Below are 12883 nucleotides of genomic sequence, written 5' to 3'. Positions count from 1 at the left end.
CATTCAGGAGATCGTATGACCCAGCAAGAGTTTTTGCGCCGCCGCCAGGCGCTGTTAGCAAAAATGGCCCCGGCCAGTGCGGCATTGATTTTTGCCGCCCCGGAAGCAACTCGCAGCAACGACAGTGAGTATCCCTATCGGCAGAACAGCGATTTCTGGTACTTCACCGGGTTTAATGAACCGGAAGCGGTGCTGGTGCTGATTAAAAGCGATGAGAATCACAATCACAGCGTGCTGTTTAACCGCGTGCGCGATCTTACGGCTGAAATCTGGTTTGGCCGCCGTCTGGGGCAGGATGCTGCGCCTGCGGTTCTGGCGGTGGATCGTGCGCTGCCGTGGGACGATATCGGTGAGCAGCTGCACCAGCTCCTTAACGGGCTGGACGTGGTGTACCACGCGCAGGGCCAGTACGCCGGGGCCGACAGCATCGTGTTCAGCGCGCTGGATACCCTGCGCCGTGGCTCGCGCCAGAATCTCTCCGCTCCGGCCACGCTGACCGACTGGCGCCCGTGGGTGCATGAGATGCGCCTGATTAAGTCCGCGGAAGAGCAGGCGGTACTGCGTGAAGCGGGCCGTATTAGCGCGCTGGCTCATACCCGCGCTATGCAGAAATCGCGTCCGGGAATGTATGAATATCAGCTGGAGGGGGAGATTCATCATGAATTCAACCGCCACGGCGCCCGCTACCCCTCTTACAACACCATCGTGGGTGCCGGGGAGAACGGCTGCATTCTGCACTACACCGAAAACGAGAGCCAGATGCACGACGGCCAGCTGGTGCTGATCGACGCGGGCTGCGAGCTCAAGGGCTATGCTGGCGATATCACCCGCACTTTCCCGGTCGGTGGCAAATTCAGCGCACCGCAGCGCGCCATTTACGATATTGTGCTGGCTTCGCTGAATAAGGCGCTGGAACTGTATCGACCCGGCATCAGCATCCGTGAAGTGACGGCGGAAGTGGTGAAGATTATGGTGAGCGGCCTGGTGGAGCTGGGCGTGATGCAGGGCGATGTCGATACCCTGATCGCTGAAAATGCCCATCGCCAGTTCTTTATGCATGGTCTGAGCCACTGGCTGGGTCTGGATGTGCACGATGTCGGTCACTACGGCGTGGACCGCGACCGCATTCTTGAAGCGGGCATGGTGTTGACCATTGAACCGGGGCTGTATATCGCTCCGGACGCGGACGTACCCGTTGAGTATCGCGGTATCGGTATCCGAATTGAAGATGACATTATTATCACCGCAGATGGCAATGAAAACCTGACCGACACGGTGGTGAAAGATGCGGATGAGATTGAAGCACTAATGGCGGCAGCGAAGCGTTCATGAGCATAATTATCGCAGGCGGCGGGATGACGGGGGCCACGCTGGCGTTAGCCATTTCCCATCTGACTCAGGGAAAGCTGGCGGTCACCCTGGTGGAAGCCACAGAACCTGCCAGCCGGGCGCATCCTGGCTACGACGGGCGTGCTATTGCTCTGGCGGAAGGTACCTGTCAGCAGCTTGCCGCGATTGATCTGTGGCCGCTGCTGGCCTCCTGCGCCACGGCTATTACCGACGTTCACGTCAGCGATCGCGGCCACGCTAGCTTTGTTTCACTCAGCGCGGCCGACTACGGCGTTTCTGCACTGGGTCAGGTGGTTGAGCTGCACGAGGTCGGGCAGCGGCTGTTCAACCGCCTGAAGCAGGCGCCAGGGGTCACGCTGCGCTGCCCGGATAAAGTGTTGCAGGTGACGCGTACCCAGAATAGCGTCAGCGTCACGCTCGCCAGTGGGGAAACGCTCGGCGGCGAACTGCTGGTGGCCGCTGATGGTTCGCATTCGCAGGTGGCAACCGCCTGTGGCATCAGCTGGCAGCGGGCGGATTATCAGCAGGTCGCGGTGATTGCCAATGTCTCAACTCAGCTGCCGCATCAGGGGCGGGCGTTCGAGCGCTTTACCGAACATGGCCCGCTGGCGCTGTTGCCGATGTCAGAACGGGCGCAGTTCGCTGGTGTGGTGCCATCCGCTCGCGCAAAAATCCGCTGTGGACGGCTGGGACGACGGGCGTTTTATTGCGGAGTTGCAGCGTGCATTCGGCTGGCGGCTGGGGCGCATCACTCATGTCGGCCAGCGCCACAGCTATCCACTGCAGCTGCAAACCGCTGCACAGCATGTTGGCCATCGTCTTGCGCTGGTCGGCAATGCGGCACAGACTCTGCACCCCATCGCCGGGCAGGGCTTTAATCTCGGTATTCGTGACGTGATGTCGCTGGCGGAAACGCTGGCGGCGGCATGGCGCGCCGGGCAGGGCGTGGGCGCATTCGCCACCCTGCAACACTATCAGCAGCGCCGTCAGCCGGACGCGCAGGCCACCATCGGCATTACCGATGGGCTGGTCAGACTGTTTGCAAACCGTTATACGCCGCTGGTTATTGGGCGCAATCTGGGACTGCTGGCGATGGATCATCTGCCGCTGTTACGTAATTTGCTGGCCGAGCGCACGTTGGGCTGGGTTAAGCGTTGAGGAGAAAGCAGTAATGCAAACCTATGATGTGATCATCGCCGGTGGCGGTATGGTCGGGCTGGCCGTGGCCTGTGGCCTACAGGGCAGCGGGCTACGCGTGGCCGTGCTGGAGCGCGAAGTGCCGACGGCAGTTGAGGCCGATGCGGCCCCTGGGCTGCGCGTCTCGGCGATCAACGCCGCCAGCGAACGCCTGCTGCAGCATCTTGGCGTCTGGAGCACCATCCTCGCCGCTCGCGCCAGCGCCTACCATGGCATGGAAGTCTGGGACCGCGACAGCTTCGGGCATATCGCGTTTGACGATGAGCAGCAGGGGCTGGCGCACCTCGGGCATATTATCGAAAACCGGGTGATCCACCAGGCGTTATGGCAGCGTGCGGAGAGCCTCAGTGATATCACCCTGATTGCCCCGGCGCAGTTACAGCAGGTCGCCTTTGGTGACAACGAAGCGTTCGTTACCCTGCAGGATGGCAGCATGATGACCGCTCGTCTGCTGGTCGCGGCGGATGGCGCCAACTCCTGGCTGCGTAATAAAGCCGATATCCCGCTAACTTTCTGGGACTATCAGCATCATGCGCTGGTTGCCAACATCCGCACCGAGAAGCCGCATGACGCGGTGGCGCGTCAGGTGTTTCACGGCGACGGCATTCTGGCCTTCCTGCCACTCAGCGACCCGCATCTGAGCTCAATTGTCTGGTCATTATCACCCCAGGAAGCATTGCGCCTGAAAGAGATGCCTGCTGCGGTGTTTAACCAGCAGCTGTCGGTCGCGTTCGACCTGCGTCTTGGCCTGTGTGAAGTGGAGAGCGAGCGCCAATCCTTCCCGCTGATGGGGCGCTACGCGCGCAACTTCGCGGCTCATCGTCTGGCGCTGGTAGGCGATGCGGCCCACACCATTCATCCCCTGGCCGGACAGGGGGTTAACCTTGGCTTTATGGATGCCGCTGAGCTGATTGGTCAGGTCAAGCGCCTGCAGCAGCAGGGCAAAGATATTGGCCAGCATCTTTATCTGCGTCGCTACGAGCGCAGCCGCAAGCATAGCGCGGCGGTGATGCTCGCCAGCATGCAGGGTTTCCGCGAGCTGTTTGACGGGAATAATCCGGCGAAGAAACTGCTGCGCGATGTTGGCCTGGCGCTGGCGGACACGCTTCCCGGCGTCAAGCCACGCCTGCTCAAGCAGGCAATGGGGCTGCACGATCTGCCTGACTGGCTGAGCTGAAATCAGTAAAAAATCGGGGCTGCGGCCCTGATTCACCGCAATAGCACATATTCACCAACGGCCTGATAGCTAAAGATGCAAGGATTGCGTCTGCGTGCTGGTTAAAATTTGTTCGGAAAAGTTCAGGCAAAGCAAGGATGGCTTAATGAGTGAGAATATACATCAATGGCGCAGTTATCGTGTTTCGCAAACAGGGGGGAATGGAGGTGGAATGGACAATTTGACCAGACGCGTGGAACATCTGGAACAGGATAGCCATCAGATCAAAATCGATCTGGGCATACTCACTGCGCGCTCTGAAAGCTTTGCGACCAAAGCTGATGTTGAGAGTGTCAGAACAGAGGTGCAAGGTGTCCGCGCCGAGGTGCATGGTGTCCGCGCTGAGGTGCAAGGTGTCCGCGCTGAGGGGCAAAGTATCCGCGCCGAGGTGCAAAGTGTCCGCGCTGAGGGGCAAAGTATCCGCGCCGAGGTGCAAAGTGTTCGCGCAGAGTTGATACAAGAGTTAGCCGCTTTAGAAGTAAGAACGAATAACAGGTTTGATGCGCTCAACGCTAAAATCACCTGGACACTTTTAGTCCCGGCAATCCTGGCTGTTCTTGCCTGGTTCGTGAAGGAAGCCGTTCTGAAAGGCTGACTGATGTTTTACCATACCCCCCTCTTCTCGTCTGATATAGGCATCTTTGTATCGGGATGCCGATTATTAGCGTAACTGAGGAATCTTCTTGCCTTCCTCCTCCCTCTTTGTCCCTCTTTGTCCCTGTTTGCACTTTTGGTGCAATGGATGCCCCTTTTTTGCACATCGTTTGAATTATTCTAATTTCACCCCCGCGCTCGCATTACTTTTAATAATGCATAGGTCTTTTCCCTCAAGTGGTTTTTTTCCCCGTGCGTGCTTAATCCTGGCCATTAAACTGAATGAGTGACGGTTAATTACTGAATTCGTGCGTTATAACGCATTTTTTTGGTGAAAAACACTGGAAACTCAGCCTGGCCATTTCTGGCACGGCAACAGATTCGACCCCGTTTTACTTATGGTTAATTGGCGTGTTCGGTGGTAAGTTCAGAGCTAAGGTAACGTTTGCGTCGGTCCCGCAAAGGCGGTGAGAGGCGCTGGTCAGCAACCGGATATCAGATACAGGAATGATATGACTCAGCAAACCGAGATTCAGCAAACTCCCCTTTTCGAACAGCATCAGGCGTGTGGTGCCCGCATGGTGGATTTTCATGGCTGGATGATGCCGCTGCATTACGGCTCGCAAATGGATGAACATCATGCAGTGCGCACGGACGCCGGGATGTTTGACGTTTCTCATATGACGATTGTCGACCTGCACGGCGCACGCACGCGCGAATTTCTGCGTTATCTGTTGGCCAATGACGTTGCCAAACTGACGCTGCCGGGCAAAGCCCTGTACAGCGCGATGCTCAACGCCTCTGCCGGGGTGATTGACGATCTGATTGTTTACTTTATTAGCGAAGAGTTCTTCCGCCTGGTGGTCAACTCCGCCACGCGTGAGAAAGATCTGGCGTGGATCGGTCAGCATGCCGCTGACTACGGCGTTGAATTGACCGAGCGTGACGATTTGGCGCTGGTGGCCGTGCAGGGCCCCAATGCCCAGCAGAAAGCCCAGACGCTGCTTGATGACGCGCAGCGCGCCGCCGTCAGCGGAATGAAGCCGTTCTTTGGCGTGCAGGCCGGTGACTATTTCATCGCCACCACCGGTTATACCGGTGAATCCGGCTACGAGATTGCCCTGCCAAACGAGCAGGTTGCCGATTTCTGGAAGAAATTGCTGGCAGCGGGTGTCAAGCCTGCCGGCCTTGGCGCGCGCGATACGCTGCGTCTGGAAGCCGGCATGAACCTGTACGGTCAGGAGATGGATGAAGGCGTTTCTCCGCTGGCCGCCAATATGGGCTGGACCATTGCATGGGATCCAGCCGATCGCCAGTTCATTGGCCGTGAAGCGCTGGAACAGCAGCGCGAAAAGGGTACCGACCAGCTGGTGGGCCTGATCATGACCGAAAAAGGCGTATTGCGTAATGAACTGCCGGTGCGCTTCAGCGATGCCGATGGCAATCAGCATGAAGGTATTATAACCAGTGGTTCATTTTCCCCAACGCTGGGATGCAGTATTGCCCTTGCGCGCGTGCCTGCCGGAATTGGCGAGCAGGCGATTGTGCAGATCCGCAACCGCGAAATGCCGGTGCAGGTGACTAAACCGATTTTTGTCCGCGCCGGTAAGCCGGTGACGAAATAATTTTTGCCTTTTGGAGAGCATATTGATGAGCAATGTACCAGCCGAACTGAAATATCGTGACAGCCATGAATGGGTGCGCAAAGAGGCCGATGGCACCTTTACCGTCGGGATCACCGAGCATGCGCAGGAGCTGCTCGGTGACATGGTGTTTGTTGACCTGCCGGATCTTGGCAACACCTATAGCCAGGGCGAAGATTGCGCTGTGGCTGAATCGGTGAAAGCCGCGTCTGATATCTATGCCCCACTGAGCGGCGAAATCATTGAGGTAAACAGCGCGCTGGAATCTGAGCCTGAACTGGTGAACAGCGATCCCTACACCGAAGGCTGGCTGTTCAAGATCAAAGCCAGCGATGATACCGAGTTCGAAACCTTGCTTGATGCTGCTGCTTACGCTGCCGCCATCTCAGAATAACGTTTAATCGTCACTTCAGGGCGGGCTATTCGCTGCCCTGAAACCCGATGCCCGATGCAGGATTTACCGCTAATGACCCAGACTCTCAGCCAGCTTGAACATCACGGTGCATTTATCGAGCGCCATATCGGACCTTCCCAGGAACAGCAGGCAGCGATGCTCAGCGCCATCGGTGCCTCATCGCTGAGCGAGCTCATCGCCTCGATTGTGCCCGCCGACATCCAGCTTCCCAGCCCACCTGCGGTAGGCGATGCGCTGACCGAACACCTGGCGCTGGCCGAGCTGAAGGCGATTGCATCACAAAATCAGCGCTATAAATCCTTTATTGGCATGGGGTACACCCCGGTGCTGACGCCGCCGGTGATCCTGCGCAACATGCTGGAAAACCCAGGCTGGTACACCGCATACACTCCTTACCAGCCGGAAGTCTCCCAGGGCCGTCTGGAAGCACTGCTGAACTTTCAGCAGCTGACTCTTGACCTGACCGGGCTGGATATCGCGTCTGCCTCGCTGCTGGATGAAGCGACCGCCGCCGCCGAAGCGATGGCGATGGCAAAGCGCGTCAGCAAGCTGAAAAATGCCAATCGCTTCTTCGTTGCTGATGATATTCATCCGCAGACGCTGGACGTGGTGCGCACCCGCGCTGAAACCTTTGGCTTCGAGGTGCTGGTCGATAAAGCGGAGAAAGTGCTGGAGCTGCAGGATGTGTTCGGCGTGCTGTTACAGCAGGTCGGCACCGGCGGTGAAGTGCATGATTACGGTGACCTGATTGCTGAGCTGAAAAGCCGCAAAGTGGTGGTCAGCGTGGCAGCCGACTTTATGGCGCTGGTGCTGTTACAGGCGCCGGGCAAGCAGGGCGCGGATATCGTTTTCGGCTCCGCGCAGCGCTTCGGCGTACCAATGGGCTACGGTGGTCCGCATGCGGCATTCTTCGCCGCGCGTGACGAACACAAACGTTCAATGCCTGGCCGTATTATCGGCGTATCGCGTGACGCCGCGGGCAACACCGCACTGCGTATGGCGATGCAGACGCGCGAGCAGCATATCCGCCGTGAGAAAGCTAACTCTAACATTTGCACCTCGCAGGTGCTGCTGGCAAACATTGCCAGCCTGTACGCGGTATTCCACGGCCCGGCCGGGCTGCAGCGCATCGCCGGGCGTATCCATCGCCTGACCGATATTCTTGCGGCCGGGTTGCAGAAGGGCGGTCTGAAACTGCGTTATCACAGCTGGTTTGATACGCTGACGGTAGAAGTGGCGGATAAAGCTGCCGTGCTGGATCGTGCGCTGAGCTTTGGTATTAATCTGCGCAGCGATATACTCAATGCGGTCGGCATTACGCTGGATGAAACCACCACGCGTGAAGACGTCGCGGCGCTGTTCTCAATCCTGCTGGGCGAGCAGCACGGGCTGGAGATCGATGCCCTCGATGCGGATGGCGCTTCCATTCCCGCTGCAATGCTGCGTCAGGATGCGATCCTGACCCATCCGGTGTTTAACCGTCATCACAGCGAAACCGAGATGATGCGTTATATGCACAGCCTGGAGCGCAAAGATCTGGCGCTCAATCAGGCGATGATCCCGCTTGGCTCGTGCACGATGAAGCTGAACGCGGCGGCGGAGATGATCCCCATCACCTGGCCCGAGTTCGCCGAGCTGCACCCGTTCTGCCCGGCAGAGCAGGCAACTGGCTATCTGCAGATGATCGGCCAACTGTCGCAGTGGCTGGTGCAGTTGACCGGCTACGATGCGCTGTGCATGCAGCCGAACTCCGGCGCGCAGGGCGAATATGCCGGCCTGCTGGCCATCCGTCGCTATCACGAAAGCCGCAACGAAGCCGGGCGAAATATCTGCCTGATCCCCAGCTCTGCACACGGCACCAACCCGGCTTCGGCGCAGATGGCCGGTATGGCTGTGGTGGTGGTAGCCTGCGACAAACAGGGCAATATCGATTTGCACGACCTGCGCCTGAAGGCGGAGCAGGCGGGCGAAGCACTCTCCTGCATTATGGTCACTTACCCGTCGACGCACGGCGTGTATGAAGAGACGATCCGCGAAGTGTGCCAGATCGTCCATCAGTTTGGCGGTCAGGTTTACCTGGACGGCGCCAACATGAATGCGCAGGTCGGCATCACCACGCCGGGCTATATTGGCGCAGACGTGTCGCACCTCAACCTGCATAAAACCTTCTGTATCCCGCACGGCGGCGGCGGCCCGGGCATGGGCCCCATCGGCGTGAAAGCGCATCTGGCACCGTTTGTGCCGGGCCACAGCGTGGTGCAGATTGACGACATGCTGACCGGCCAGGGTGCGGTCTCTGCTGCGCCATTCGGCAGTGCATCCATTCTGCCGATTAGCTGGATGTATATCCGCATGATGGGCGCAGAGGGGCTCAAGCAGGCGAGTTCGGTGGCGATCCTTAACGCCAACTACATCGCCCATCGCCTGCAGTCAGCTTACCCAATCCTCTACGTCGGGCGTGACGGCCGCGTGGCGCATGAATGTATACTCGATATTCGTCCGCTGAAAGAGCAGACCGGTATCAGCGAGCTGGATATTGCCAAGCGCCTGATCGATTACGGATTCCATGCACCTACCATGTCCTTCCCGGTAGCGGGCACCCTGATGGTTGAGCCGACCGAATCGGAAAGCAAAACTGAGCTGGACCGCTTTATCGATGCGATGCTGGCGATCCGTATGGAAATCGATCGCGTAGCCAACGGTGAATGGCCGGCAGACGATAACCCGCTGGTGAATGCGCCGCACACGCAGAGGGAAATTGTCGGTGAGTGGAGCCATCCTTACACGCGTGAGCTGGCGGTATTTCCGGCAGGCAGCGACAACAAATACTGGCCAACCGTAAAGCGCCTCGACGATGTTTATGGCGACCGCAATCTGTTCTGCTCCTGCGTACCGATGAGCGAATACGAATAATCATCTGACAGGCAGCAAAAGTTTGGTTATTTGCAGGGGCTGACCTTCTTTTCCGGTCAGCCCTTTTTATTGGAGATTCTGAATGAATATCGCCTTAATTACCGGTGCCAGCCGGGGGATCGGTCGCGCGACCGCTATTCTGTTGGCGCAGATGGGCTGGCGGGTCGCGGTCAACTATACCCGCCGTCGCGATGCCGCGCTGGAAGTGGTGGATGTGATAGAACAGCAGGGCGGCAGCGCACTCGCTATTCAGGCGGATATTGCCGATGAGGCGCAGGTGATAGCGATGTTTGCGGAGATTGACCGCCAGCCAGGTCAACTGACAGCTCTGGTGAATAACGCCGGGATCCTGTTCCAGCAGGCGACGCTGGAGCAGCTGAGCGCCGAGCGCATCAATCGGGTATTTGCCACCAATGTGACCGGCAGCTTTATTTGCTGCCGTGAGGCGGTCAAACGCATGGGCCATCATCACGGCGGCAAAGGTGGGGCGATTGTCAATGTCTCTTCCGCCGCGTCGCGCATTGGGGCACCGGGCGAGTACATTGACTACGCCGCCTCGAAAGGGGCCATGGATACCCTGACAAAAGGGCTGTCGCTGGAAGTGGCGGCGCAGGGCATTCGCGTCAACGGCGTGCGGCCCGGCTTTATCTACACCGAAATGCACGCTGACGGGGGGGAACCGCAGCGGGTGGACCGCCTAGCCGCGTCAATACCTATGCAGCGCGGCGGTCAGCCAGAGGAGATCGCCCAGGCCATTGCGTGGCTGCTGAGCGAAGACGCCTCATATATTACCGGTTCGATTATTGATGCGGCGGGGGGAAGGTAAGGCGAAATATTTGTAGGGGCGGACCCTCTTTTTCGGTCCGCCCGCAAGTCACAATAACCATCCCTGCTGGTGCGCATTATCCAGATGCTGCTCTAAGTGCTGCCATAGCTCCGGCCACTGCTGCGCCAGCTTCACGTTGCGTGCCTTAACCTGCTCCAGGCGAATGCCGTTCTCTCGCCAGCTCTGTCCCTGATTATGCAGGTTAAGCATGATGGGCAGTGCGCGGTCGAGCATATTGGCGAAGCGCGCATCGGCGCTTTCGCCGGATTCATACTCATCCCACAGGGCGCGAAAACGCTGATTGAGCTCCGCAGGCAGCAGGCCAAAAATACGTCCGGCGGCCGCCACTTCCTGCTCATGAATCGCATCGCGTGCTGCCAGGTCGTAAACCATCACATCCCCGGCATCGATTTCCACCACATCATGCACCAGTGCCATCTGCACCACGTGCTGCACATCGATTGCCTCACGGGAGAACGGTGCCAGGCTCATGGCGGCCATCGCCAGGTGCCAGCTGTGTTCCGCAGAGTTCTCCTGGCGCGCATTGCCCAGCAGTCGCGTGCGGCGCTCCACGCCTTTTAGCTTGTCGAGCTCCATTAAAAACTGCACCACTTCTGTCATCGCGCCGAAATCTAAGGCTGCTACCCTGTCAGACATCACACTCTCACTTATCCCCTAAAAACTTGCCAATAGTTTAAGGGAAACGTTTGCGTAATTCTTTAAAGAAAATGTATTACAAGGTTACATATATATTTTAGCTTACATGTGTACTCTGAAATTATTCTCAGTTAGGCTATTTGTGATGAATTTTCCACCCGCGCATTTTGCGAGGGTTGGACCTATTTCTTGGGGATTATCGTTAGATATGGCGAAACAAAAACTACTGGAGCCCGGTTACTCACTGGCGGAAGAGGTCGCCAACAGCATCAGCCACGGCATTGGCTGCCTGTTTGGCGTGATTGGCTTAGTTCTGATGCTCGACCAGGCCATAGACGCCCGTGCCGGTGCGCTGGCAATCGCCAGCTACAGCCTTTACGGCGGCAGTATGATCCTGCTGTTTCTCGCTTCCACCCTGTATCACGCCATTCCTGGCGAACGCGCTAAGTTCTGGCTGAAAAAGCTCGACCATTCGGCAATCTATCTGCTGATAGCTGGAACCTATACGCCGTTCCTGCTGGTGGCGCTGAAATCGCCGCTGGCGCACGGTTTGATGGCGGTTATCTGGGGTCTGGCGCTGGTAGGAATAGTGTTTAAGCTGGTGTTTGCGCATCGTTTTGAGGCGCTGTCGCTGGTGACCTACATGCTGATGGGCTGGCTGTCGCTGATCGTGCTGTATCAGCTGGCGCTACGCCTGCCGTCAGGCAGTATCTGGCTGCTGGCCGCCGGGGGGATAATCTATTCGCTCGGGGTGATTTTCTACGTGGCGAAGCGCATTCCGTATAACCATGCCATCTGGCACGGTTTCGTGCTGGGCGGTTCGCTATGCCACTTTCTCGCCATCTATTTATACGTGATGTAAGGGGCTTGCGCCCCTTCAATTAGCCCTGGGTGATTTCGTAAGGCAGTGGCTGAATCGCCAGTTTGCCGCCTTCATCGCCCTGCACGCGCAGCACGGTATCCGCTTCCAGGTCGTTATTTAGCACGGCCTGCACCCAGACCTCGCCGTTATCCAGCTGGCAGGCGGCAAGGATGGTGCCGGTGCGGCGCCAGTTCTCACCCATCTGCATCTCCAGCGCATCATTTGCCGCAGGCACTACGCCAGCCTTGCCGGCCAGCCAGAAGAGCGCACGTTTATTGGCACCGCGGAATTTAGCGCGTGCCACCATCTCCTGACCGGTATAGCAGCCTTTCTTAAAGCTGATGGCGTCCAGCGCCTGCAGGTTGGTCGCCTGTGGGATCAGCTGGGCGCTGGTGGCGCTGTCGATGATCGGGAAGCCGGCTTCAATATCGAGTGCCAGCCACTGCCGACTGTCGTTGAGCTGGGCTTCACCCGCCAGTTTATCCTGCAGCTCCTGCGCTTTGGCCGCCGTAGTGACCAGCAGGAAACGCTCGGCGGGCAGGTTAAACCACAAGAGCGTGCTGTCATCCTGCTGGATCACCGGGGAGCCAGCGTCGGGCAGGGCGTCAAAAACCCCCGCCAGTGCGGCGCGTGCCTGGAACCCGGCCACGCCCAGCAGCACCGCTTCATCGTCCGGGAGCAGCGTCACTTTGGCGAATACCGCGTATTTTTTCAGCTCGGTCAGCTGAGTGTCGCGCAGGCTGCGGCGCTCAATAAAGGCCATTCCTTCGCCACGGTGGAACAGGCGCAGGTTGCTCCACATCTTCCCTTTGGCATCGCAGTGCGCGGCAGGGCGGTGCTGATTGTCGGCCAGCGCCGCAACATCCAGCGTCACTTGACCCTGTAAATAGCTAACGTGATCTGCACCGCTGGCGTTCACCAGCGCCCACTCTTCCAGTGAAATCAGGGTCAGCGGCAGGCGTGCTGAGGCGACCGGCTGGCGGGGAGGGTAAGAAATATTCGGCATAATTCAGTCCTAAATTAACGAATTTAGTGAAATCTGTTGCTCATGTTAAAAGAGCGCACCTGCTTTGCAACCTGTTTCCAGAAAAAGCGGCACAAAACGCGTGATAACCCTGCAACCGGTAACGCTGTTTTGCGCGCCGTGCCGCACGCAGTGCATTGCATCATCAACAGCGCCGCAAAAAAGCGGTACACTGTGCGCCATGTT

At 58.1% G+C, this 12883-nt stretch carries 10 protein-coding genes and 1 pseudogene; 9 read left to right on the top strand and 2 right to left on the bottom strand.

Features of this window, described 5'->3' with window-relative positions; genetic code table 11:
- Positions 1 to 15: 15 nt before the first annotated feature.
- The 8 genes and pseudogenes from pepP to ACLI4M_RS05295 all read left to right on the top strand — a co-directional run bounded on the left by pepP (position 16) and on the right by ACLI4M_RS05295 (position 10154).
- The gene (pepP, locus tag ACLI4M_RS05330) at positions 16 to 1332 is read left to right on the top strand and encodes a Xaa-Pro aminopeptidase (RefSeq protein WP_133622821.1); all 1317 of its coding nucleotides are present in this window, start codon (positions 16 to 18) and stop codon (positions 1330 to 1332) included.
- A pseudogene (gene ubiH / locus ACLI4M_RS05325) lies at positions 1329 to 2508 on the top strand (2-octaprenyl-6-methoxyphenyl hydroxylase). Before pepP ends, ubiH begins: the two are co-directional and overlap by 4 nt.
- Positions 2509 to 2521: 13 nt before the next feature.
- Positions 2522 to 3724, top strand: coding sequence for an FAD-dependent 2-octaprenylphenol hydroxylase (gene ubiI, locus ACLI4M_RS05320; RefSeq protein ID WP_048917223.1), 1203 nt, complete (start codon positions 2522 to 2524; stop codon positions 3722 to 3724).
- A 211-nt stretch (positions 3725 to 3935) separates the two neighbouring features.
- Positions 3936 to 4358, top strand: a complete 423-nt coding sequence (locus ACLI4M_RS05315; protein WP_133622823.1) for a hypothetical protein — start codon at positions 3936 to 3938, stop codon at positions 4356 to 4358.
- 511 nt (positions 4359 to 4869) lie between these two features.
- Positions 4870 to 5982 (top strand): glycine cleavage system aminomethyltransferase GcvT, encoded by a 1113-nt coding sequence (gene gcvT / locus ACLI4M_RS05310; RefSeq protein ID WP_133622824.1) that lies wholly within the window; start codon positions 4870 to 4872, stop codon positions 5980 to 5982.
- A 25-nt stretch (positions 5983 to 6007) separates the two neighbouring features.
- Complete coding sequence (gcvH, locus tag ACLI4M_RS05305) at positions 6008 to 6394, top strand: glycine cleavage system protein GcvH (protein WP_048917220.1); 387 nt, start codon at positions 6008 to 6010, stop codon at positions 6392 to 6394.
- Positions 6395 to 6466: 72 nt separating this feature from the next.
- Entirely contained in the window at positions 6467 to 9328 is a 2862-nt protein-coding gene (gene gcvP / locus ACLI4M_RS05300) for an aminomethyl-transferring glycine dehydrogenase (protein ID WP_133622825.1), read from the top strand.
- Between the two features lie 82 nt (positions 9329 to 9410).
- Positions 9411 to 10154 carry an SDR family oxidoreductase gene (locus tag ACLI4M_RS05295; protein ID WP_133622826.1) on the top strand — a complete coding sequence of 248 codons (744 nt, stop codon included), beginning with the start codon at positions 9411 to 9413 and terminating at the stop codon, positions 10152 to 10154.
- 48 nt (positions 10155 to 10202) lie between these two features.
- Here the strand turns inward: ACLI4M_RS05295 and ACLI4M_RS05290 are convergent, their stop codons facing one another.
- Positions 10203 to 10811 (bottom strand): HD domain-containing protein, encoded by a 609-nt coding sequence (locus ACLI4M_RS05290; RefSeq protein WP_048917217.1) that lies wholly within the window; start codon positions 10809 to 10811, stop codon positions 10203 to 10205.
- Positions 10812 to 11019: 208 nt separating this feature from the next.
- On the opposite strand from ACLI4M_RS05290, the gene trhA reads away from it, so the two are divergent.
- Positions 11020 to 11673, top strand: a complete 654-nt coding sequence (gene trhA / locus ACLI4M_RS05285; protein ID WP_133622827.1) for a PAQR family membrane homeostasis protein TrhA — start codon at positions 11020 to 11022, stop codon at positions 11671 to 11673.
- A 19-nt stretch (positions 11674 to 11692) separates the two neighbouring features.
- Here the strand turns inward: trhA and ygfZ are convergent, their stop codons facing one another.
- Positions 11693 to 12679 carry a tRNA-modifying protein YgfZ gene (ygfZ, locus tag ACLI4M_RS05280; RefSeq protein ID WP_133622828.1) on the bottom strand — a complete coding sequence of 329 codons (987 nt, stop codon included), beginning with the start codon at positions 12677 to 12679 and terminating at the stop codon, positions 11693 to 11695.
- Between the last annotated feature and the right edge of the window lie 204 nt (positions 12680 to 12883).

It is taken from the genome of Erwinia sp. LJJL01, assembly GCF_047300805.2.
Lineage (GTDB): Bacteria > Pseudomonadota > Gammaproteobacteria > Enterobacterales > Enterobacteriaceae > Erwinia > Erwinia aphidicola.
The sequence above is the reverse complement of the archived record's forward strand: the minus strand, read 5'-3'. Positions and strand labels throughout refer to the sequence as shown.